The sequence below is a fragment of the Mesorhizobium sp. M2E.F.Ca.ET.219.01.1.1 genome (assembly GCF_004016445.2).
Classification (GTDB): Bacteria; Pseudomonadota; Alphaproteobacteria; order Rhizobiales; family Rhizobiaceae; genus Mesorhizobium.
In genome coordinates this window covers 279,062-301,192 of record NZ_SADT02000008.1, presented here as the reverse complement: position 1 = coordinate 301,192, position 22,131 = coordinate 279,062, and the positions used below count along the sequence as shown (strand labels likewise).

18 protein-coding genes are annotated in these 22,131 nt (G+C 58.7%); 8 read left to right on the top strand and 10 right to left on the bottom strand.

Annotation, left to right across the window (positions count from 1 at the left end; translation table 11 throughout):
* Positions 1-3: 3 nt before the first annotated feature.
* From EN862_RS32445 to EN862_RS32415, 7 genes are all read right to left on the bottom strand, one after another.
* Entirely contained in the window at positions 4-1,320 is a 1,317-nt protein-coding gene (locus EN862_RS32445) for a D-serine ammonia-lyase (protein WP_189401909.1), read from the bottom strand.
* A gap of 167 nt (positions 1,321-1,487) precedes the next feature.
* Complete coding sequence (locus EN862_RS32440; protein ID WP_127864756.1) at positions 1,488-3,098, bottom strand: GMC family oxidoreductase N-terminal domain-containing protein; 1,611 nt, start codon at positions 3,096-3,098, stop codon at positions 1,488-1,490.
* A gap of 37 nt (positions 3,099-3,135) precedes the next feature.
* The gene (locus EN862_RS32435; RefSeq protein ID WP_127875783.1) at positions 3,136-4,227 is read right to left on the bottom strand and encodes an ABC transporter ATP-binding protein; all 1,092 of its coding nucleotides are present in this window, start codon (positions 4,225-4,227) and stop codon (positions 3,136-3,138) included.
* Positions 4,224-5,045 carry an ABC transporter permease gene (locus tag EN862_RS32430; RefSeq protein WP_127864755.1) on the bottom strand — a complete coding sequence of 274 codons (822 nt, stop codon included), beginning with the start codon at positions 5,043-5,045 and terminating at the stop codon, positions 4,224-4,226. The genes EN862_RS32435 and EN862_RS32430 overlap by 4 nt, the downstream gene beginning before the upstream one ends.
* Positions 5,042-5,986 carry an ABC transporter permease gene (locus EN862_RS32425; protein ID WP_127864754.1) on the bottom strand — a complete coding sequence of 315 codons (945 nt, stop codon included), beginning with the start codon at positions 5,984-5,986 and terminating at the stop codon, positions 5,042-5,044. The genes EN862_RS32430 and EN862_RS32425 overlap by 4 nt, the downstream gene beginning before the upstream one ends.
* A gap of 16 nt (positions 5,987-6,002) precedes the next feature.
* Positions 6,003-7,172, bottom strand: coding sequence for an LLM class flavin-dependent oxidoreductase (locus EN862_RS32420; protein WP_127864753.1), 1,170 nt, complete (start codon positions 7,170-7,172; stop codon positions 6,003-6,005).
* A 1-nt stretch (position 7,173) separates the two neighbouring features.
* Positions 7,174-7,494: a hypothetical protein gene (locus tag EN862_RS32415; RefSeq protein WP_127864752.1), complete on the bottom strand. Its 321-nt coding sequence runs from the start codon at positions 7,492-7,494 to the stop codon at positions 7,174-7,176.
* 163 nt (positions 7,495-7,657) lie between these two features.
* Between EN862_RS32415 and EN862_RS32410 the strand changes: the two genes are divergently transcribed.
* The 3 genes from EN862_RS32410 to EN862_RS32400 all read left to right on the top strand — a co-directional run bounded on the left by EN862_RS32410 (position 7,658) and on the right by EN862_RS32400 (position 11,276).
* Complete coding sequence (locus tag EN862_RS32410) at positions 7,658-8,497, top strand: enoyl-CoA hydratase/isomerase family protein (protein ID WP_189401911.1); 840 nt, start codon at positions 7,658-7,660, stop codon at positions 8,495-8,497.
* A gap of 70 nt (positions 8,498-8,567) precedes the next feature.
* A complete protein-coding gene (locus EN862_RS32405) occupies positions 8,568-10,064 on the top strand; it encodes an aldehyde dehydrogenase family protein (RefSeq protein WP_127864750.1) in 1,497 nt (498 codons plus the stop codon).
* 63 nt (positions 10,065-10,127) lie between these two features.
* Complete coding sequence (locus EN862_RS32400) at positions 10,128-11,276, top strand: mandelate racemase/muconate lactonizing enzyme family protein (protein WP_189401913.1); 1,149 nt, start codon at positions 10,128-10,130, stop codon at positions 11,274-11,276.
* Between the two features lie 200 nt (positions 11,277-11,476).
* On the opposite strand, the gene EN862_RS32395 is transcribed toward EN862_RS32400, so the two are convergent.
* Entirely contained in the window at positions 11,477-12,541 is a 1,065-nt protein-coding gene (locus EN862_RS32395) for an ABC transporter substrate-binding protein (RefSeq protein ID WP_127864858.1), read from the bottom strand.
* A 434-nt stretch (positions 12,542-12,975) separates the two neighbouring features.
* Between EN862_RS32395 and EN862_RS32390 the strand changes: the two genes are divergently transcribed.
* From EN862_RS32390 to EN862_RS32370, 5 genes are all read left to right on the top strand, one after another.
* Positions 12,976-13,632 carry an XRE family transcriptional regulator gene (locus EN862_RS32390; protein WP_127864748.1) on the top strand — a complete coding sequence of 219 codons (657 nt, stop codon included), beginning with the start codon at positions 12,976-12,978 and terminating at the stop codon, positions 13,630-13,632.
* Positions 13,633-14,029: 397 nt separating this feature from the next.
* A complete protein-coding gene (locus EN862_RS32385; RefSeq protein ID WP_127864747.1) occupies positions 14,030-14,236 on the top strand; it encodes a hypothetical protein in 207 nt (68 codons plus the stop codon).
* Positions 14,237-14,435: 199 nt separating this feature from the next.
* Positions 14,436-15,683, top strand: coding sequence for a glucoamylase family protein (locus tag EN862_RS32380; protein WP_127864746.1), 1,248 nt, complete (start codon positions 14,436-14,438; stop codon positions 15,681-15,683).
* A gap of 165 nt (positions 15,684-15,848) precedes the next feature.
* Positions 15,849-16,982: an alanine racemase gene (gene alr, locus EN862_RS32375; RefSeq protein ID WP_127864745.1), complete on the top strand. Its 1,134-nt coding sequence runs from the start codon at positions 15,849-15,851 to the stop codon at positions 16,980-16,982.
* An 81-nt stretch (positions 16,983-17,063) separates the two neighbouring features.
* Complete coding sequence (locus tag EN862_RS32370) at positions 17,064-18,155, top strand: Ldh family oxidoreductase (RefSeq protein ID WP_245519775.1); 1,092 nt, start codon at positions 17,064-17,066, stop codon at positions 18,153-18,155.
* Positions 18,156-18,342: 187 nt separating this feature from the next.
* Here the strand turns inward: EN862_RS32370 and EN862_RS32365 are convergent, their stop codons facing one another.
* Together EN862_RS32365 and EN862_RS32360 are read right to left on the bottom strand one after the other, a co-directional pair.
* Entirely contained in the window at positions 18,343-19,170 is an 828-nt protein-coding gene (locus EN862_RS32365) for an inositol monophosphatase family protein (protein WP_127864744.1), read from the bottom strand.
* Entirely contained in the window at positions 19,170-22,118 is a 2,949-nt protein-coding gene (locus EN862_RS32360) for an NAD(P)-dependent oxidoreductase (RefSeq protein WP_127864743.1), read from the bottom strand. Before EN862_RS32360 ends, EN862_RS32365 begins: the two co-directional genes overlap by 1 nt.
* Between the last annotated feature and the right edge of the window lie 13 nt (positions 22,119-22,131).

The following is a 22,131-nucleotide window of genomic DNA, read 5'->3' as shown; positions in this document are numbered from 1 at the left end:
CTTCTATGCTCCGACTCTATTCTGATTTGCGACCTGCGATAGAAGCTTGAGGGTATCCGGAGTGCTCTTGCCCGTGCTCCAGACGACATGAGTGGAACTAGCGCTGGCGAAGCGCCTTTTCCGTTCGTCCAAATGCTCGCCACAGGCTTGGGTAAAGGGCTCCAACGCGCCGAGCGCTGACGCTGCCGATGGCTCGACCGGGTATCCGTGCTTGCCGAGCTTGGCCGAAAGTTCCAGCATATCGACGTCTGCGACAGTGACGCAGGCTTCGACCATCTCAGCGACCTGAGCGACCGCGAAGAGCGACGCCGAAGGCACCGCCAAGCCGTCTGCGATGGTCTTGTTGTTGAGCCCGATATCGTAGACAGAGGTCGGGTTATTTTTGCCCGACATCAACTGGACAAGAAAACATGGCGACTGAGTGGGCTCTACAAAAACGCAAGCGCAGTTGTCCCCGAAAATCGCCTTGAGCCCGAACGTCAATCCGCCCGGAGCGCCGCCTACGCCACACGGCAGATAAACCACGAGGGGACGGGTTTCGTCGATGCTGATCCCGCGCGACGCCAATTGGTCGGCGAGAAGCCGCGCGCCGTACGAATAGCCTAGAAACAGGCGCGAGGAACTCTCGTCGTCAATCAGATAGGCCGCGTCGTCATGCGCCGCCGACTTCCGGGCGGCCGCTACCGCCTGCCTATAGTCGCCGCTATGCTCGACTACTTCGACACCCAGCTCGAGGAGCCTACCCTTCTTGAAAGGTGTGGCGTCTACGGAAATGTGGACTTCGGCTTGAAAACCCAACGCTTGCGCCGTGCGCGCCACGCTGTAGGCAAGGTTGCCCGTGCTTCCAACGACAATTCTTCGCGTCCGAAGATTTGAACGCAGCAGCGCCCAGTCGGGCGTTGCGGGGTCAAACGGAATGCCATCTATGGCTGCACGATCGTCGGCGTGCTGCAATACTTCGAACACACCCCCACGCGCCTTAATAGACGAACCTATCGCCAAGTCATGATCCGCTTTGAGAAAGGTGTTTTTCCGGCCCGCAATTGAGCTGATGTCCGCAAGTTCCGAGTCGACTACGCCCGACTCCGGGACTTCTCCAGGGAATAGAGCCGCAAGCACCGCCCGGTAGCTTTTCCAGGATGCTGCGGCGGCCTCCAAATCCGTCGCCGTAATCGAAGCGTGCGTGACCGCTTCTACAAAGGGCCGCCAACGACCATTCTGCCACACCATCGGGTAGCCGGCCTTCAGCGAGTTCAGTTCGTCCTGCACCACCGTTAAAGACGACCCTGCTCCCGCGAACTGCGGCAAAATTTCCTGCATGGTTCGTTCCTCGTTTTTGACGAGAGAGTTGGTGGTTTTCCTAAAGCCAAACATATCTGACAACCACGGACATATCTAGAAAATTATTGCCTATAGGAAAATTTAGAGCCACAGAAAATAATTGCGACCGGCCCTTCGTGGACGAGACTGAAGCTAGGCCTGCATGGTCAACGTGCGTCTTCCAGTACCATTGCGGCGGCCTTTTCCCCGATCATTATCGTGGGTGCATTTGTGTTTCCGACGATAATCCGCGGCATGATCGACGCGTCGGCGACGCGAAGTCCCTCGACCCCCCTCACTTTAAGGCGAGGATCGACTACGGCTGCGTTATCGACGCCCATCTTGCATGAGCTGGTCGGATGCAGGTTCGACATACCCCGATTGCGGATGTCGGCCTCAATCTCGTCATCGGTGTTCACCGTCGGGCCGGGCAGCACCTCTTCGACGATGAATTCTCTCAATGCAGCCTGACGCGCGATTTTGCGGGACAGTTTGATGCCGCGCTTCAGCGTCTCCATATCTTCGTCGTGCTTGAGGAAATTAAAGCGTATTTCCGGCTTGTCCTGGAAGTTCGAACTTCTGATCCGCACCATGCCGCGGCTTTGGGGCGCCAGATGCACAGGGCTTAAAGAGAACGCCGAAAACGGATGCGGGACGACGCCGGCGGCCGTTCGTGATTTCGCCCCCCAGGTCCCCATGTGGATTTGGAGATCTGGGCGGTCCAATCGCTCGTCGCTTCGCACAAAGCCGCCGATGTGCATTCCGGTACCGCGCATCGGCCCCCGGCCAAATAGGTACTGGAGCGCGGCTACACCGCGCCTAAGATAGCTGTTTGCGATGTCGTTCAGGGTCATCGCCGCGGAAGACCTGTAGATGATCGACGTCCAGAAGTGATCCTGCAGGTTCTCACCAACGCCGGGCAGGTCGACCTCGATCGCCAGCCCGTGGCGTCGAAGGAGGTCGCCCGGGCCGATGCCGGAGAGCTGGAGGATATGCGGGCTGTGAAACGCACCCCCGGAGACGACGATTTCACGGCGGACGAATACCGTCTCAGTCCCGCCCTCCCGAAACACTTCCACTGCTACGGCGCGGTGATTTTTAAACAAGATCCGCTTCACGTTGGAATTGGTCTGGACAACGAGGTTCTTCCTCGACCGAGCCGGGCGCAGGTAAGCTGCCGAGGTATTTGCTCGGCGCCCGTTGTTGATGGCGAATTGATAAAGTCCATAACCATCCTGCACGGCTCCGTTGAAATCCGGATTATGTGGGATGCCGGATTCTCCGTACGCCTTAAGTGCCGCCCTGACCAGCGGGTTCGGTGGCGACTGATCGGACACCGTCAGCGGACCTTCGTTCCCGTGATATTCGTCGAATATCCTCATGTTGGATTCTGCCTTCCTGAAGAATGGAAGGACGTCGTCGTACGACCAGCCGATGCATCCCATCTGGCGCCAGTCATCATAGTCAAGGCGATTACCACGGACATAGATCATGCCGTTGATGCTGCTGGTGCCACCAAGTACACGGCCCCGAGGCTGGAAGGAGGTCCGGTTGTTGAGCTCGGGCTCCGGCTCGCTCTCCAGGTTCCAGTTATACTTCGGATTGTTGTAAAGGAGCGGGTGACCGAGAGGTATCTTGATCAGTGGGCTCCTATCTTCGGGTCCGGCTTCGAGCAGAAGTACGCTGTATTTACCCGACTCACTGAGTCTGGCCGCCACGACCGCGCCGCCCGAACCTGCGCCCACCACGATGAAATCAAAAGTCTTTGAATGCGACACCGCATTTTCTCCGGGGAAAGGGCAAGCACGCAGCTTGTTAGTTGATGACGCAGACGTCGTCGGGCGACCAGCCGAACTTGACCGTCCGGCCCGTCTCGTAAAGCTGAAACCCAGTGTGGGGCAGCGCTCGCGAAACGAGGCTCTGTCCAGCCGGTGCAGTGATGCGATACCTAACGCTCCCGGCGGTGTATAAGGATTCGGTAATGACGCCCTCGTAGACGTTGGGCAACCGGGCCGCTTCCTGGCCGATCATCACATTTTCCGGGCGAATACAGACATATTTTCCGCCGCGGGCGGCGTTGGCCGGATTGATCCTCATCGAAAGGCCTCCTTCGATGGTAGCTGAAGCCTCGGAGCCTGCCGACAAGCCGGTAATCGCAAACACAGAGGCTTCACCGAGAAAGCCCGCGACAAATCGGCTTGTCGGACGCTCATAAAGCTCTCGCGGAGTGCCGATCTGCACCATGGCTCCATCCTTCATTATGCCGATACGGTCCGCCAGAAACGCAGCTTCCTGCTGATCATGCGTGACGTAGATGACCGTTATGCCGAGTTCCTGCTGGAAGCGTTTGATTTCTTCCTGCATTTCGTCTCGCAGGTTCTTGTCCAAGGCGCCGAGCGGCTCATCCATCAACAGTAGCGAGGGCTGGTAGATTGCCGCTCTCGCGAGCGCGACACGCTGCTGTTGTCCACCCGATAGCATCCCGGGTTTGCGATCACGGTACTGTTCCAACCGCACCATCGCCAGCGAATGTCTAACTCGTTCGGTGACCTCTGACTTTTGCAGGCCGCGCATCTTCAAGGGGAACGCAATATTCTCCGCAACGGTCATGTGGGGGAAGAGCGCGTAGTTCTGGAAGACCATGCCGATGTTGCGTCGATACATCGGCTCGGAAAGGATGTCCTTCCCATTGACCTCGACTCTGCCGGCTGTGGGCTGCACGTATCCCGCCAAAATGCCCAACAACGTGGATTTTCCAGAACCGCTCGGACCAATGATCGCAAAGAACCCGCCCGACGCCACATCGACGCTGGTCGGGGCCACGGCGACAATGGGATAATATTCTTTGGTGAGTTCTCTGATGGCAACAGCGCAACCAGCCTTGATTTTTCCAATACCCATCATCATGCGCCTGAGACCTTGTATTTCTGTTGGCTGAACCGTCGCACAATCGTGGCGCTAAGGATCAGCAACAGCGTAAACGTGAGAAGGGCAGTGGCCGCGGCTGCGATTTCGGGCGTCACTTGATAATTCAACTGCTGCCACAGGAGCAGTGGTAGCGTTCTGGTCGACGGACTTGTCAGGAAAATTGCGAGGACGAGTTCGTCGATCGAGAAAGCCAACGCGAAGACGAAGCCCGAGAAAACGCTAGGGCCGATCATAGGCAGGGTGATGTGCCGGAAAGTCTGGCGAGGGGAAGCCCCGAGGCTCATCGCCGCGTACTCGATGCGATCAGAATATCCCTGCAACGCCCCGCACACAGCGATGAATGGAAAGGGTATCGATACCGCAGCGTGCGCCAGGATTACCGCCCAGTACGTGCCGTTCAACGACAGCAGCACGCTGATGGGATAAAGACCGATCGCCAGGATGATCTGTGGCAAGATCGCCGGAGCCATCATCAAGGTCGACAGGAGGTCCTTGCCTGGGATTGCTCCACGAATAACGGCTATCGCCACCAGTGTTCCGGCGACGGTAGCCAAAAATGCCGCCGACACGCCGATGGTCAGGCTGTTTATGATCGCGCTCTGGTAGTCCGAATTCGCGAGGAACGACCGATACCAACGGAATGAATAGGCGGTTGGTGGAAACGAAAGATACGACTGATCCGATAGCGACAGTATGACGATGATCGCCAGAGGCACGAGCATCGCAAGCAACAGCAGCATCGTCATGGCGCGAACGGATAACCGTAAGATCTTCCACAGGACACCTTCGTTCTTCATGCGATGCCTCCGCTGGTTGCGGCGGCGCGGCGCACCATTTTGTAAATAAGGAACAATGCTGCGGTTAGAACGAGCGCGACCGTCGCCAGGGCGGACGCAAGAGGCCAGTTCAGAAGTCGAGATGCCTGCTGGTTGATGAGGATGGACAACATCGTTCGAGACCCTCCGAGAAGCGAGGGAGTGACAAAGAAGCCCAGGGAGGAGATAAAGACCAGTATCGATCCGACCATTGCGCCGGGCAGAGACAGCGGAAAATAGACCCGGACGATTTGCCAGAATGGGTTGGCTCCCAATATGGCTGCCGCTCGCATGTAACTCGGGTCGATAGTCCTCATCGTGTTGATGAGGGGGATCACCATGAAAGGTATCTGGATATAGACCATCGCGAGGATCATCCCCACTCCGTTATCGAGCAGGCGCAGTGGCTGGCTGAGGATCCCAATCGCCAGCAGACTTTCATTGAGCGGACCTTTACGCGCCAGAATGATCATCCAGGCAAAAGTCCGGATGACTGTGCTGACCCAGAATGGAAGGAATATCAAAGCAACACAGATAGCAGCGATCTTCTTGGGTAGATGGGTCACGACAAAGGCAACCGGATACCCGATAACGAGAGTGATCCCCGTGACTACAGCGGAAACATAGAAGGTGTAGGCCATCACGGTTCTGATGCCGGGGCTCGCGAACACGATCCTGTACTGCTCTAACGGCCCCGTATCGCCGGAAAAACTCTTGCCGATAATTAGCACGGAAGGCCAAACAAAGAACGGCAGGATTAGAAACGCGGCGGGCAACAGTAGCCATAGATGGCCGTTCAAACCGCGGGAACGTCGCTTTTCCAGATGTCCACCCATAGCTAATTCCCAAAGCCTTGCCGATTTGCCTGAACGGCTCCTTGTTGATCGCGCCAGCAAACTTGGGCCGCGCGGAGCTTCACTCATGACACCTCAATAGAGGCTAGCCCTTCTTCGATTCTGTCGCGTACTTAGTGATCTGGGCGTCGACCGCTCGCCTACGTTCGGCTTCGTTGTTCGAGGCATTACGCGCCATCTCGCTCAGCGAGGCGTTGCGATTGGCATTCACCTTCGTGAAGTGTGGAATGACATAGCGCGCGTAGAGTTCGTAGGATCGACGCGTCTGATCCCAATCCGCCCAATTGTGTGCCATCTGAAGGAAGACTCCGAAATCTCCCTGGCGGCCGATCAGGCGCTCGATCAAAGCAATCGCATCGTCGGGCGTGCCGATTGCGGCGCCGCCGATTCCGTTCATGTAGGCGACCGGATCGCCGTCGACGGGGAAACGGCCCGGCGCGACGCTGTTCGAGTAGTCCATGTAGTCGCGAAGGCCGAACTGAACGTTCTTGGCCGCCTGCTCGCGGGTCTCGGCGATGTGAATGGGTGCGACGAGACGAAGCCCTCGCGGGTCCATTTTCTTGCCATTGGCTTCCGCGACCTGGTTGGCGATTTCCCAGTTCGTCTTAAGGGCGTCAAAGCCGGCGCGATCAGCCGCGGCCACGCAAAGCATGGAAAACCCGAATTTTCCAGCTGCCTTCGCACCAGACGGTGAAATCGAGCTGGCGAGGGCTATTTCAGGGTGTTGGAGCTGGAATGGTGCAAAATGCAGCCGTGCGTCCTTCAGGACGAACCAGTCGGAGGTGTGGCTAACGGTCTCGCCCCGGAAAAGACGCACGATGACTTCGAGTGCTTCCGCCATCCGGTCGCGAGTGTGCTGAGGGTCGATGCCGAGCATCCTCGCATCCGTGACAAGCAGCCCAGGGCCAACGCCAAAGATGACCCGTCCCTGCGTCATGTGGTCGAGTTGGACGATCCGGTTCGCGACCATCAAGGGGTTATGGTAGGGCAGCGATACCACGCCCGTTCCGAGCCGGATCCTGCGAGTCCGCTCCGCGACGGCGGCCAGCAGAATTTCCGGTGACGAGATGATCTCGAATCCTCCCGAATGGTGCTCTCCGACCCAAGCTTCGTCAAAGCCAAGCTCATCCGCCCAGCGAATGATCTCCATGTCTCGGTGCAGCGAGATTGTCGGGCTTTCGGTTACCTTGTGGAACGGCGGTAGGAAGAGCCCGTGCTTTAAAGGCAGGTGAGACATGCGTTTTTCCTTCGTCACTTTATTTTCTTGAGTATGGGTCAATATGCATGCGGACCTCGGCCGCCTGCTTGCGGGTCCAGCCGTATTGGGCGGCCCTTTCGATCATCGCGTCGAAACGGGTGAGCCAGTTGACATCTTGAGGGCCGAGTCGTCGCAACTGCTGGACTGGCACCCAGACGTGACTGAGGTCTTCGAGGCTACCCCACTCAGACAGGCCGGATCGGATATCCTCATCCGATAAGCCCGCGGGCCAGCTCGCATCCAGCCTTAGGGAAAGTGCCTTGAAATCGTCTGGAGCTAACAGCGCAGCTGTCAGGTCCCTGCCCAGACTAACGATCACACAGACCCTCCCCGTTTTCATTTTCGGCGCTTTTAGCGTCCTTGATGAAGGGCATTCAAAGCTTTCGGAACATTGCGTGTCAAGAAATATCTTTCCCATAAGAAAAAAACTAGACGCCCAGAACAAATTCGGTAAAAGTGCGATCCGAAAAATGGGGCCCCCAATGTACGAAACGCTTCTTGTCGAAGTCGATGATCGTGTCGCCGTGATCACCATCAACCGCTCGGACCGAATGAACGCGATCAATGATCAGTTGACGGTCGAATACCGGCAACTGATCGCTGACCTCGATCGCAACGAGGATGTCCGGGTGATCATTTTGAGGGGCGCCGGAGGCCGCGCATTCTCGGCCGGATACGATTTAAAGGAGTATCCCGGGGCCAAACGGAACATCGAACAGATCAATGATCGGTATCTGGATCAGCAGCAATTCCTTCTGTCGAACTGGCGCTGCAGTAAACCTGTGATTGCCATGATCGACGGGTTTTGTTTGGCGGGCGGCCTTGAGTTGGCGTTGTGTTGCGACATTAGATATTGCTCCGACCGATCCCGAATCGGCGTCTTGGAGGCTCGGTTCGCGGGCGCGATCGGCACGATGATGGCTCCCTGGATACTCGGGAGCAGATGCCGCGAGCTTATCTATACCGGCGACGTCCTGGATGCGCACGAAGCTTTGGAAGTGGGCCTGGTCGAGCGCGTTTTTCCAGCGGCCTCGCTCTTTGAAGAGACTTTGCTTATTGCAAAGCGGATGTCACGTGTCGCCGCGAATTGCCAACGGTGGAACAAGCGCTCGATCAATCAAAGCTTTGAGACTATGGGCCTGTTCACGGCCTTGCGCCACGGCGCGGATATGGCCGCCATGATGCGGACCGCCGGGTCGCCCGAACGCGACGCCTTCGACGAGCTTCGGACGAATGTAAGTCTTCAAGCCGCGTTGGAATGGCGCAAGCAGCAGTTCGCCCCATTCGAAAAGCGCAAGACCGAACCCTCCGACGAAGAATGAAACTGAAGGCGCGCACTGCGCGCGGGGCCGGCGTCGGGAACAATTGCGAGCGGGGAAAAGGAGAAGTGAAGTGCCTCAAGATCCGTCCGTGCGAACCGACTACTCGTTCCTACGGGGAACCAAAAAACTTCTCATAGACGGAGAGTGGGTCGAACCAGCATCTGGCGGCACCTATCCCTCTATCAACCCCGCGACCCGGACAACCATTGTCGATGTTGCCATGGGCGACGAGGAGGACATCAATCGCGCTGTCGCGGCGGCGCGTCGCGCCTTCGAGACAGGTCCGTGGACCACGATGACACCATACGATCGCCAGAACCTCCTCTTGAGGCTTGCCGATCTCGTGGATGCGAACTTCGAGGAACTCGCTGTACTTGCGACGATCGACATGGGCGCGCCGATCTCACGTCAGATGGGATTTTGTAAACGCGCGGTCGGTCTGCTTCGGTACTACGCGGCGATGGCGGTATCCATACACGGCGAAACAATCCAGAATTCCCATGGCGGCGACATTTTTTCCTATTCGCTTCGTGAACCCATCGGCGTCGTCGGAGCGATAACCCCCTGGAATGGTCCGATCCCCTCAACCATCTGGAAGCTGGGCCCCGTGCTGGCAACCGGCTGCACCATGGTGCTGAAGCCCGCGGAAGAGGCTCCCCTTGTGCCGTTGCGATTGGGTGAACTGACCCTGGAGGCAGGAATACCGAAGGGCGTGTTCAATATTGTCACCGGGTCCGGAACGGTAGCGGGCGCAAGGCTCGTGGAACATCCGGCAGTCGACAAGATCGCGTTCACCGGAAGCCATGTGACTGGTCAACGGATAATGAAGGCTGCCGCGCCAACGATGAAGCGACTGACCATGGAACTCGGCGGCAAGTCGCCGAACATCGTCTTCGCCGACGCCAATCTGGGTAGAGCGATACCAGGGGCTGCGCAGGCCATCTTCAACAATAGTGGACAGATTTGCAGTGCCGGTTCGCGCCTCTTTGCCGAACGGTCGGTTTACGACCAGGTGGTCGATGGCGTTGCCGAATACGGCAGGAATCTCAAGATCGGAAACGGCCTTCATCCCTCTACGCAAATCGGTCCGCTCGTTTCGATGAAACAACTGGACCGCGTCTGTGGCTTCTTTGAAAGCGGTATCAGCGAAGGAGCGCGACTTGTCTCGGGAGGATGCCGCCTTATCGACGGCGAATTATCTGGGGGAAATTTTGTCGCTCCAACGGTATTCGCGGACGTTAGCCCCGACGCGGCCATCGGGCGGGAAGAAATATTCGGTCCTGTGCTGACCGTCTTTCCTTTCGACAGCCTGGAAGAGGTCGTCGCTTTGGCGAACAACACCGTTTTTGGCCTTGGCGCGGGCGTCTGGTCTAGCCGGCTTGACACCGTGCATGCATTGGCAAGACGTATCAAGTCCGGAGTTGTCTGGGCGAACTCATACCAACTTGCCGATCCGGCGGTTCCCTTTGGGGGATACAAAATGAGCGGCTTCGGGCGGGAGTCGGGTCGTCAGCACGTTGAAGAATACACAAATGTCAAATCGGTCTGGATTGCGCCGTCGGACTGAGTTGCCGACCCCATGGGCCTCAAGGCTCCATGCTCCCGAGTGGGCAAACACGGAGACTACAGTGTGAAGATCAAGAGTATCAGGTCCTACGTTGTAGATAACGGAACGAAGAAACACTGGATATTTGTTCGTATCGAGACGGACGCCGGCATTGTTGGCTGGGGCGAAGCGTATTCGCAATCGGACAGAGAAAATGCCATTGTCAGTCACCTCGTCCAATTCGGCCGATACCTGGTCGGCCGCGATCCGTTTCAGATCAAGTACGCAGTGACCATGCTGCGCGACGATTACGTGCATCGCCGCGGATCGATGGAGTTCTACAGTGCGCTCTCCGGGCTCGAGATAGCGCTTTGGGATATCGTCGGGCAGGCCTGCAATCAGCCTGTTCACAACCTTCTCGGAGGACGATACCGCGACAGGATCAGGGTCTATGCGAATGGCTGGGCTTACGAGGCAAAAACGCCCTTTGACATAGCGAAGGCGGCCGAGGCTGTCGTCAGCCGGGGGTTCACGGCTCTAAAGTTTGATCCATTTCCCCTGCCCGTGCGCACCTACATCGACAAGGATGTCGAGCGGCATGCCGTGTCAATGGTGTCGGCGGTACGCGACGCCGTCGGCGACGACGTAGAAATGCTCATTGAATGCAGCCGACGTTTCAGCCCCAACATCGCTTCCCGTTTCGCCAAGGCAATCGCGCAACTGCACCCTTATTGGATCGAGGAGCCTGTACCTGCGTTCGATCTGGAGGGACTGCAAGAAGTGCGGCAGGTTTCGGATTCTCCGATTGTGGCGGGCGAGACCCTATACACCAAGGACGACTTTCGCTCACTTTTCGCAGCTCGCGGCGCAGACATCATCAATCCCGACATCTCGGTGTGCGGAGGCCTTCTGGAGCTGAAGGAGATCGCAGCTACCGCGGAATCGCACCATGTCGGTGTCAGCCCGCACAACTACAATTCGACGACGGTCTCACTTGCCGCCACCATGCAGGCGAGCGCGGGAATGCCGAACTTCCTGCTGACCGAGTATTTCCTAAGTTTCGATAAGGTCGGTTGCGAGATTTGCGATGTGCCACTCATTCCCGTGAACGGCTTCATCGACTTGCCCGAACGGCCGGGCATCGGGATCGCGCTGAAAGAAGACGAGCTGCTAAAGCGCGCGGCGATCGGCACGCCGTTCAGGACGCTGCGCACGGTGTCTGCAGAGACGTAGTCCACTGCGAGCGATCGATAGCAACGATGGAAGGCGCTGGCCGATGGGTCCGCGCCTTTGTTTGGGCAGTTGTGGTCGAAAATACGTTCACGACAGTAGCGAATGCCTAACCCAGCTGTTGGCATTCTGTTCGAAATTATGACCACCTCTTCCCGCCGCAGGTTTCCACACTGCGGCGGGATACGTTCAGTTAGCAATCTCTAGCCGACCACCCAGTTGTTGAACCGGTCGAAGACCTCCTTGCCGTTCTTGACCCAGTAGTCGATGTCGATCATCGTTCCCTTGGGGAAATTCTCCGGCGAGTTAGGGATTTCCGCCAGTCGAGCAGGGGACAGCTGGGCGAACGCTTCCTGGTTTGTCGGGCCGTAGGCGATGTTTTCGGCAAAGATCGCCTGATTCTTGGGATCGACGCAGTGGGCGACAAATTCCATGGAGAGCGCCTTATCTCGGACGCCTTTAGGGACGCAAAGGTCTCCGTAGGTGAACAGTGCATTATTGAAAGTGTAATCGACGGGCGCACCCTTGGCCTTCAGCGGCTGGATACGGCCGTTCCAGACCATGCCAAAATCGACTTGGTTGTCGCTTACGAGCTGCGCTGCCTGCGCGCCGGACTCGAACCACGAAATGTCCGAACGAATTCCGTCTAAAGCCTTGAAGGCCGCATCGAGGTCGATCGGATAGAGCTTCTTGGGGTCGACACCGGATCCCAACGCCGCAAGCTCTAGAGTCTGGTTCGCGCTCTTCCAGAGCGTTCGCTGACCCTTCATTTTCGGATCGAAGAACTCCTTCCAATTCTTCGGTATTGCCATACTCTTCGCGGCGTCGACGTTCCAGGCGATCACCGAAGCAGCAATGTAGATGTTGGTCCAGTATGGGTTTGCAGAGCCATTCTGAAGACCTTTGGTCGGAACGATCTTATAGTCAATTTCTTCAAGAAGTCCCAACCCGGCGGCGGGGGCAGCCTCCGCGGCATCGAGATCCGAAACGTCGATATCGACTGACTTCGCGTCGACCATTGCTTTGAGCTTTGCCGAGTCCAGGTAGGGCGCGCTGATGACTTTGATCCCGGTCTTCTGCTCGAAGGTGTCGAAATATGCAGCCTTGAACGCGGCTTCGAGCGCGCCACCGCTGTTTGCAACGGTGATCGTTTTGGATTGCGCTCGAACAATGCTGGGGGCGCCAAGGGTCGCAGCGGCCGCCAGGCCCGCACCAGCCTTGAGCATATCGCGTCGGCTCATTTTCAGTCTATTTTTTTGCATGATCATCGCAGTCCCCTTTGGTTGAGTTAGCTCTCGTTTCCTACCCACGCATGCCACCGCCTCGCACCCATGGTTTGCAGACTGAACATTCCTATGGGAAAAATGTCAAGGATTTCTCCTATCGGAAAACGTAGAGGGCAAATTTTCCCTTCGTCCCGGTTGCGGTGGACCGAAAGGAGCGAAACTGGGTAACGTGCGCACCCGCATTTGCGTCGAGTGCGTTATGTCCCCGTTTGCGGTTCGCCAACGCCAATTCCCAAGGATTCTGCGGACGGAAGAGCCTTCTCGCGGTAGTTTGTTTGCCGCGCTGCGGCCAGGGAAAGTGGCTCAAACGCATACCGCAGGTGTCGTCTGCCCCTAGCGAACCAAATTTGATTATAGTAAAACGATTTTTCGTGTGAGAACTATCTTTTCGGCCGCAAGGCAAAGCGGAGCAAGTAATGAAAAAACCTATGGAACAGGACGGTAGCGAGTTCAATCTCGGGGCCCATATCAAACACCTGCGCCGGAAGAAGCGCTGGACACTTGAGACATTGGGTGAAGCTTCGGGGCTGTCCATATCCGCTCTTTCGAAGATCGAAAACGCGCAGGTGTCGACATCATTCGACACCGTGGTGAAGATCGCTCACGGACTTGGAATGCCTGTTGCGGAGCTTTTCGAGAGTACAGAGCATAATTCAGCTCCAGGTGTGGAAGCGCCGAGACACTATACTGCAAGGAGGGTCTCCACCCGCCGCGGTGAAGGGCAGCCGTTTGCGTCGGACTACTATGATTATGAAGTCCATTCGTCCGAACTTCTTCACAAAGGCATGATCCCGTTGGTTATGACAATTCGCACGCGTGAGGTTCCACCGCGGGCTAATTGGTCAGTACACGACGGCGAAGAATTCATCTTCGTCGTGAGCGGGGAACTAGAACTGCACACCAGCCTCTACTCTCCTCTCGTGCTCAAAGCTGGAGACAGCGCTTACATCGATAGCACGATGGGACATGCGTTCGTGTCCAGGAGCGAGGACGATGCAGTGATGCTATCAGTGTGCCTCACCGAACGTCTGCAATTCAACGACGAAGTCGTCGGCAGGGACGGAGGACGCTAGTGTTCAGTTCCGGCATTTGCTGAAGCGGGTCGTAGGGTGAGAGCCCCCTTGAAGGTTGAGCCTTCGGTCGAAGTTGGAGGCCGCGGCGAAGTCGAGACGGCTGCCGAGCAAAGTGCAAAAATCAAAAGCTAGCGCGACCGCCGATAATTTCGGCCACCAATGTCGGATAGATTTACCTGCCTACGGCTTCCTCCAAGCCTGTCGGGAGTGCGCGCCGGTCGATTTCTAATGCAAGAGATCGGATGCCGCAGCCCTCTTTTGGCGGCAACTCACGTTTGGCCGCTTGCGGCCGCAACCCGGCATCATCCGGGGAGTCGTTGACAGAGACGTGTAAACGTTTACTATTCACGTCGACGATCGCGAATACAACCGCTTTCCCGGTTCTCAAAGGCGCGCCATGAACGCACACAATCGTACGCTCACTGTATTCTTGCGCGTTGCGAAATTTTCCTGGCCTTTCCTCGCCCTTCTCATCTTTGCAAAACTGTTTCCAACCACGATGTCGATGCTTGCCGAACAAAGCGCTGAACGCGGCATGATTGCTCAGGCGCAGTCCTCAGCGGCTGAGCACTATCTCGCGGTCCTGCTCGACAAGAATAAATAGCGGACCGACGATCCCGATTTTTCGCTTAAGCCGGCAGGTTTTCCAGGCCGGGCCTTCCGCCGACTGGCACCCCGCGATAAAGACGTCCAGCTTTGGTCAGGTCGCTTTGCATCAATTCATCTACCAGACTCGCATCCTCGACGAGGCCGCTTCTACCGGCACGTCGCCGTGTTAACGTTCTTCCCCGCAGCCGTGACAGATGAAATACCTCAGGGACCTGGCAGACGAAGCGCTGATAGAAGCTGTCCAACGCCAGACGTTCAGATATTTCTGGGACGGCGCCCACCCCGCAAGCGGCATGGCGCGCGACCGACAGCGGCTTGCTCCCCGGTCCGACAATGATCTCGTGGCGATAGGCGGCACAGGTTTCGGGGTGATGGCGATCATCGTGGCTGTCGAACGCAGTTGGATCGCTCGCGATGACGCGGTGGAGCATCTCAGCCGGATAACCTGTTTCCTGGAAAAGGTCAGCCGACATCACGGGATGTTTCCGCACTTCGTCGATGGTCGGAGCGGGAGAACTATTCGATTTGCTCGCAACGACGACGGCGGCGATTGCGTGGAGACCGCTTTGTTGTTCCAGGGCCTTCTTTGCGCGCGCCAGTACTTTAGCCGAAGATCCTTTGCTGAAGTGCGCCTGCGTGAGCGGATAGATCGATTATGGCTATCAATCGAATGGAATTGGTACTGCCGCGACGAAGAAATGCTCTACTGGCACTGGAGTCCTGGCTGCGGATGGGCGATGAATTGCCCCGTGTCGGGATGGAACGAAGGACTGCTGTCTTATGTGCTGGCAGCTGGTTCCGACACCCATCCGATCAGGGCCAGCGCCTATCACAGGGGGTTCGCCCGCGAAGGCCAGATGTCCAACGGGAAGAGTTTCTACGGCACAGTGCTTCCACTTGGGCCGGACTACGGTGGGCCCCTGTTTTTGGCCCAGTATTCGTTCTGCGGGCTGGACCCTCGGCGCCTGAGGGATCGATATGCGTGTTACTGGCAACAGAATGTAGCCCACACGCGCATCAATTACGAACATTGCGCTCGCAACCCGCACGGGCATTCCGGCTATGGCGCCAATTGCTGGGGACTAACGTCAGGCCATGGGCCCTACGGCTACGTTGCGCACGCGCCAGACCATGACAGGGGCGTTATTACCCCAAGCGCAGCCTTGTCCAGCCTTCCCTACGCGCCGGTGGAATCCATGCGGGCGTTGAGATACTTCCTCACAAAGCCGCTTCATCGCATCTGGGGAAATTTTGGATTTGTCGACAGCTTCAGCGAGAACCTGAGTTGGTTCGCTCGAACCTATCTGGCGATTAATCAGGGGCCGATCATAGCGATGATCGAGAACCACCGCAGCGGGCTGATCTGGGAACTCTTCATGAGCGCGCCTGAGGTGCGTGAAGGCTTGAGCGTGTTGGGCTTCGTCGAGACCTGGGCCAGCTGACTGCGACATCCACAATGACTAGCGAACCCTGCGCCACAACGGCCGTGACCGTAGCAGGGCCTAAAAGGACTAAGAGGATTTTCAGCAGCTCAAAATCATAATTCCCATTGAGCCGGGGCATGTAAACGTTTACAAGACTCCTATACTGGAACGGGCTCGCCGATCATGAATGGAAGTCAATCCTCACCCACCGGGCAAGGCCTTCACAGCCTGATCAACCAGGCCGAGATGGTCGTCGATCTGGAAGCGGTGCGAGAGAACTACAGGCGCTTGAGCGCCATTGCTGGAGATGCCGATTGCGCGGCCGTCGTGAAGGGCGACGCCTATGGGCATGGCATGGTCGCGTGCGCGCTCGCGCTTTGGCAAGCGGGAGCCAGGACCTTTTTTGTCGCAACCGCCAATGACGGCGTGGCGCTTCGAACCGTGCTCCAGGGGGCAAAAATCTGTGTTCTGGGCGGTTTTCTGCCTGAGGAAACGGAGGCATTTGCCGGTTCGAACCTGCTTCCCGTCCTCAACAGCCGCAACCAGATCGAGGAATGGCACAAGGCGGCGAATAGGATTGGGCGTCCCCTCGGCTCAATCATCCATTTCGACACCGGCATGAACCGGCTTGGGCTGCTTGCGGACGATACCGCATGGCTTCGCGAGAACTTGTCGCTCCTGTCCAGAATCCCTCCCCTCCTCTATATGTCGCACCTCTCGGCTGCCGACGATCTCGATTTCGAGCGGTGCGAATTCCAGCGGAACGCTTTCCTCAAAGCAGTCAGCGGGCTGCCTGCCGCGAAGCTGTCGCTGGCCAATTCGGCTGGCGTCTTTCTGGGAGAGAACTATCTGTTCGACATGGTGCGCCCCGGCAAAGCAACGTTCGGGATCAATCCGCTGACCGGCCGCAAAAACCCAATGTTGCAACCGGCCAGCGTGATAGCCCCGATCATCCAGGTCAAGACGATGAAGCGAGGTTCGCCGGTCGGCTACAGCTCGACATATCGGCTGGTCGAGCAGGCTAAGATCGCGACCGTCGCGATCGGCTATGCCAACGGCTACTGCAGAGCCGGTTCAAGCCGCGCCACCGTCTTTGTTCAAGGTTTCGCAGCCCAGGTTGTCGGGCGCGTCTCGATGGATCTTCTGACAGTGGATGTCTCGGCCGTTCCAGACTGGGCGCTGGTGCCGGGGAGCCCAGTTGAAATTCTTGGCCCGAATGTTCGCGACCACGACCTCGCGGAGGCCTGCGGGACGATTGAGCACGAGGTCTTGATCTCACTTGGCCGTGGTTGTGCACGCCGTTACGTCAATGAATAGCTCGCGCCATCGTGTTGGGTGACCTGGCATGGACCCGCTCCCAGGCTGTGCCAGGCACTCGGCCGCCAATGGGCACCTGACGTGCTCGTTGGCGGCCCCGAAATCACAGGCAGCGGGTCGGGTTGCTGCCAATCCGCGATCATCATGACAGACCCGCCCTCGGACGAACCCCCAATCTACCGCAGCTTCCCCGATCTTGTCGCAACACTCGAACCCATTCTGTTGCACAACGGAACGTCGGATGACGTCGCTCGCGTGCTGGCCACGAACTGTGCGAGCGCCGAACGCGATGGCTCGCAAAGCCACGGCCTGTTCAGGATGCCGGGTTATGTGAAGAATCTCAGGAGCGGCTTTGTCGACGGTCGCGCCGTCCCGCACATTCGTGACGCAGGAACCGCCTACCTGCACGTGGACGCCGGCAACGGGTATGCCAGACCGGCGCTGGAAGCGGCCATGCCGCGAGCCATCGAAAAAGCCCGATCGGCCGGCGCGTGCGTGCTGGCCATCGGCAATGCCCACCATAACGGGCCGCTGTGGCTTGATGTCGAGCCATTCGCGGAGGTGGGACTGGTCGCGCTCGGCGTCGTCAACAGCGTCACTTATGTCGTCCCTCATGGGGGTCGCAAGCGGCTCTATGGCACAAATCCGATGGCCTTTGCCGTGCCGCGGATGGATGGGCAGGTGCTGCTGTTCGACCAGGCGACAGCAGCGATGGCTCATGGCGAGGTGGCGGTTGCGGCGCGCGAGAACAAGCTTCTTCCGGAGGGCATCGGCCTCGACGCCGCAGGGCTGCCGACCCGCAGCCCAAAGGCGATACTGGAGGGCGGAGCGCTGCTGCCCTTCGGCGGGCACAAGGGTTCGTCCATCGCCATGATGATCGACGTTCTTGCCGGGGCGTTGACCGGTAGCAACTTTTCCCATCAGGTCGACTGGTCGGCCCATCCCGGCGCGGAATCGGCTCACACGGGCGAAACCGTTATCCTGATCGATCCGACCAGGGGAACCGGCTCGCTTGGGATGTTCACGCAGCGGATCGAGGATCTGCTCGCAGCGATGGTCGACGCCGGACAGACGCGCCTTCCAGGCGAACGCCGGCTTGCCGCCCGCAAGTTGGCAGCCGAACGCGGCATCGCCATTGCGCCCGCGATGTGGAAGCAGCTGATGGCCCTCTAAAGCGAGCGGCCAATCGCACGACAGCCGTTCCGGTTACCGGGTCACCCAGACAAGCAGATACATGGCTGCTGTCGCGACAACCACCCAGAACCAGCCCCATAGGCGGGATCCCCCTTCGGTTCGGCTGCCCTTCCTTTTTTTTGGCACCTCGTCGTTGCCACACATTCCCAAATCTGGTGGCCGTCGTTCAGATGTCATTGAGCACCCGCAGCGCTGCCTCATGCAGGATGGCGTTTGCCGATGCCAGGATGTTTCCACCTCGCTCCGCGCGGCCCCCGTCGAAGCGGGTGACCACACCGCCGGCGGCCTCGATGACCGGGATCAGCGCTGCGATATTGCAGGCTTGCAAGGAAAGTTCCACGCAAAGGTCGATCTGGCCGGCTGCCAGCATGGCGAATGCGTAGCAGTCGCCGCCGTACCGCGTGAATTTGACCGACGAGGCGAGCCGAGCAAAGCCCCTGCCCGGACGGCGTGCGAACGGTTCAGGAGAATTCGTGTGGCAAATCGACTCCGAGAGAAGCTGGACGCCACTTGTTTTCAAAACCGTCTCGCCCTGGGCAGAGCGACACACCGATCTAGTGCCATCGGACCAGAAGCATTCCCCGGTATCGGGATGGCTCATCATGCCCATCGTGGGGCGGCCATTTATCGTGAGACCTATCAGGGTCCCCCAGACCGGAAGCCCACACAGGAAAGCTTTTGCTCCATTGATCGGATCGATGACCCACTGTACCGGCCCTGATCCTGAGGGCCCGAATTGGTCGCCCAGCATTGCGTGCATTGGATAGTCGGCGGCTATGATCCCCCGAATGGCTTTTTCGGCCGCGCGAGCCGCCTCGCTCACGGGCCCATATGCGATGTCGGTCGTGTTCTTGGCATTATGCGACCCTCTTGTGCGAAATCTCGGCAGCGTCTCGGCGGCAGCCGCATCGGCCAGCCTGCGGAACAATTCGAAGTCCGGCAGCGCCTCGTCGTCCCCTCGACGGGCAGCGCCAAGCGAGAGGCGCGCCTGCATCAGAGCCCCCTCTCCTCAAGAAGGCTATTGAGGCGCGCGCCGGTTTCCACCAGCTGACTGCCGTATTGCGTGAGAAGGGATTGCTGCGCCTCTGTTCCGGCACATGACAAGGCACCGAATATCGCGGCAAGTCTCTCGCTCAGTGCCCTGCCTTCCTCCAGCGTTGGCCGGTCGGCAATGACGGCGGCAAGCTGATCGCGCGAAGGCTTTCCGATGCCGGGAACCGTGCGGGATCCACCGTCGATGTAGCCTGAGGGCAGTTCGCCCTTGCGGTTGACAATCCGACGGTTGAGAATAGCGTCGAGAATCTGATCCACGGCCTGTTTGGCGCCGGCCACTCGAGAGGGGTGATCGGTGTCGGCGGCCGCGTGCGGCAGAAGCTCCAGCTTGCCTGGAAACTTGAGAGCCAGGTGACGATACGCCACCAGCGGGCCGACGAAGGAGGATGTCTGGCCGTCGAAGAAGATGTCGGCGTCGACCGCGACATGGCGGACCTTTCCGCAATCAAGGGCGGCTGCCAGCGCCGAAGCATCGATGATCTCTCCGCGGTCGTAATTTATGACCACGGCACCATCGTTGAGAAGTGAGAGTATCTCGCCGTCGATCAGTCCCACATTTGCGAAGCGTCCTCGAGCTTGGTCGAATGCGCCGAGGCCGGTGTGGGGGCTTATGAAGTCGGCGCCACGCGCGGCGTCCTGAAGCGTCGGTGCATATTTGAGGCCCTCGGCCTCTATCCACTCGCGGTGAATTGCGCGGGCATGCACACACACACGCATGCGCAACGCCTTGCAAAGCTTGGCCAACTCCCTGCCGATATTGCCATATCCAATGATGGCGACCTTCTTGCCTTCGATCTTTTCGGTAGGGAATTCGCGGAGGTTCCTCGCGGTGTCGAAATGCCCGTCGACTACCCTTTGATGCAATTCATCGACGGGAAGATCGGGAACCACCTTCAGCATCGCCTTGAGCGCCATCTGCGCCGTGGCCCGGCTGTTGAAGCTTGGCGTGTTCATCAAAGGCGCAGGGCCGCCGCCGTTGGGTCCTCCCCAGGACCTGGACTGCATGTTGCCGGTGCCCGCGCCGATGCGCACGCCGCCCTCTGAAAAGACCGCTTCTTCCGGGATTGCCGTAGCTGCCGCAATGACGGCATCGTACTGACCTTTGTCGGTCTGCTGCAGGATCTCGTCGGCGGTGCTTAGGTCCGGCTGATAGGAGAAATGGACGCGGCCCGGCTCAAGCGCTTCACGGCAGACAGCCCCAAGGTGGAAGACGCCTCCCCTTGCCTCCATGTGCGCGCGCACCTCGCTATGGTCAAGCGTGCCCTCTGGCCCAAATCGCAATCCGATCGGATCAGCGACAAGCACGGTATAGGTTCGGCTGGCATCGCCGTTGCGGCCGCTCTCGATTGTGCTCGGTGACGAAGGAAAGCGTTCTCCGAGCTTGGCGAGTTCCTCCTCGATCACCGCGACCTTGGCCCTGAGATAGGCATATTGCAGATTGTCCAGCAGCGCGACGACATCGTCTGGGGCGCGAACCCCGCCGATCCAGGCGCGATAGTCGCCCGGCGTGCCCGGGAACGCGTTGACGTAACGGGCGACGTCCAGCCCGGGCTCGTGATTTCCGTCAGGATGGGTGATCCCTTCGTAGCCAAGCAGTTGCTTGGAGCGCGCAATGATGCGTGCGTGCAGACCCGAACTCTCCAAGGCTGGGTCCACCACCTTCAACAGCGTCACCGCGGCGCCGCGGCGTTCAGGCTCGGTGACGCTGAGCCGAAGCACCGGACTGCGCGACACCCACTCGTTGATGGCGTCCCGATTGGCTGTTGAGCGTCGATTGAGATTCTCCACCGAGCCGAGCCGCCTCTCGGAGCGCAGTAGGCCGAAAGTCGTCTCTGCGAATGCGAGCGCGGAGTAGGTATTGATAACGCCGCCCAGCATCTTGTCGCCCTGCGGATCGTAAAGCGGTCCGATCGCGACCGAGCGATCGCCGCTCAAAGGCCGTTTGGGGTCCGCTGGCACAGCGATTTTGAGCTGGCGGGGAATTGCCCATGAAGGATCCCGCTGGTTGCGCTCGATAAGCCGCAGCGCTTGCGGCGTGAACGTCGCGACGAAGTAACCGGAGACGCCGCCGATCGCCTTCTGGAACGGCATGAACATGCAGGTCCTTGCCAGCAGTTCCCGCACGACGTCGTCACCCCAAGGCATTGCTCCAAGCAGCGATGTGGCGTCCAGAACGGCGTGATGGTTGTCAGGATCGCTGCGGAGCCATTCCAGGAGGTTGGAGATATCCTGCGCCGTATAGGTGGTGGCGCCAGTCGTTTCATGGCCGACGCCGATGAAGAGTTCGATCCCCAAGCCGCGCAGATAGCCGGCGGATGGAATGGTCCCTTCTGTTGGCGAGAAGTGTACGCGCCGTTCGTCGCCTCGCTTTGAATAGCGATGCAGTTCGACAAGCTGGGCACCCCAAGACTGGCGGAAGAAGCCGCCGGAGCCTGCCGCTTCCGATTCCGGCGCTGGCGTATCGACGTAGACCCCTTGCTTGTCGTTGCTCGCGTTCATCAGGTGCATGACGCAAGCGGTGAAGCCGCTATGTCCTCCTCCAAGTCCGACCGCCATCTGGTTCGACTTGGGGAACCCGAAGTAGCGATTTATCTCGCGCATCATGTCGAGCAGGATCTTGTCGGCCGGATAGCCGCGATGCATGCTGCGGCCGATCTCCGCGGTGGTGAAGGGGCCGATATCGTTGCCTCTGTCGTCGAGCTTCCTGTAGTTGCGTTCCAGCCAGGCATCGAACTCGAAACGCAGGAGCCGCGCATCAACCTCGTCGGCGGTGAGGTCGGTGATGGGGCCGACGCCAAAAAATGGGTTGGCGGTTCGTCTTGGGCGCCCGGCGGCCGTCAGCCGCAGCGCGGCAAGCCGCTCTGCCCTTAGCGTTTCTTTGGACGTCATCAGCCTACCTCAA

Coding starts and splice junctions, on each gene's coding strand:
- EN862_RS32445 (WP_189401909.1), bottom strand. CDS start 1,320: ATGCAGGAAATTTTGCCGCAGTTCGCGGGAGCAGGGTCGTCTTTAACG.
- EN862_RS32435 (WP_127875783.1), bottom strand. CDS start 4,227: ATGATGATGGGTATTGGAAAAATCAAGGCTGGTTGCGCTGTTGCCATC.
- EN862_RS32430 (WP_127864755.1), bottom strand. CDS start 5,045: ATGAAGAACGAAGGTGTCCTGTGGAAGATCTTACGGTTATCCGTTCGC.
- EN862_RS32425 (WP_127864754.1), bottom strand. CDS start 5,986: ATGAGTGAAGCTCCGCGCGGCCCAAGTTTGCTGGCGCGATCAACAAGG.
- EN862_RS32410 (WP_189401911.1), top strand. CDS start 7,658: ATGTACGAAACGCTTCTTGTCGAAGTCGATGATCGTGTCGCCGTGATC.
- EN862_RS32395 (WP_127864858.1), bottom strand. CDS start 12,541: ATGATCATGCAAAAAAATAGACTGAAAATGAGCCGACGCGATATGCTC.
- EN862_RS32390 (WP_127864748.1), top strand. CDS start 12,976: ATGAAAAAACCTATGGAACAGGACGGTAGCGAGTTCAATCTCGGGGCC.
- EN862_RS32385 (WP_127864747.1), top strand. CDS start 14,030: ATGAACGCACACAATCGTACGCTCACTGTATTCTTGCGCGTTGCGAAA.
- EN862_RS32380 (WP_127864746.1), top strand. CDS start 14,436: ATGAAATACCTCAGGGACCTGGCAGACGAAGCGCTGATAGAAGCTGTC.
- alr (WP_127864745.1), top strand. CDS start 15,849: ATGAATGGAAGTCAATCCTCACCCACCGGGCAAGGCCTTCACAGCCTG.
- EN862_RS32365 (WP_127864744.1), bottom strand. CDS start 19,170: ATGCAGGCGCGCCTCTCGCTTGGCGCTGCCCGTCGAGGGGACGACGAG.
- EN862_RS32360 (WP_127864743.1), bottom strand. CDS start 22,118: ATGACGTCCAAAGAAACGCTAAGGGCAGAGCGGCTTGCCGCGCTGCGG.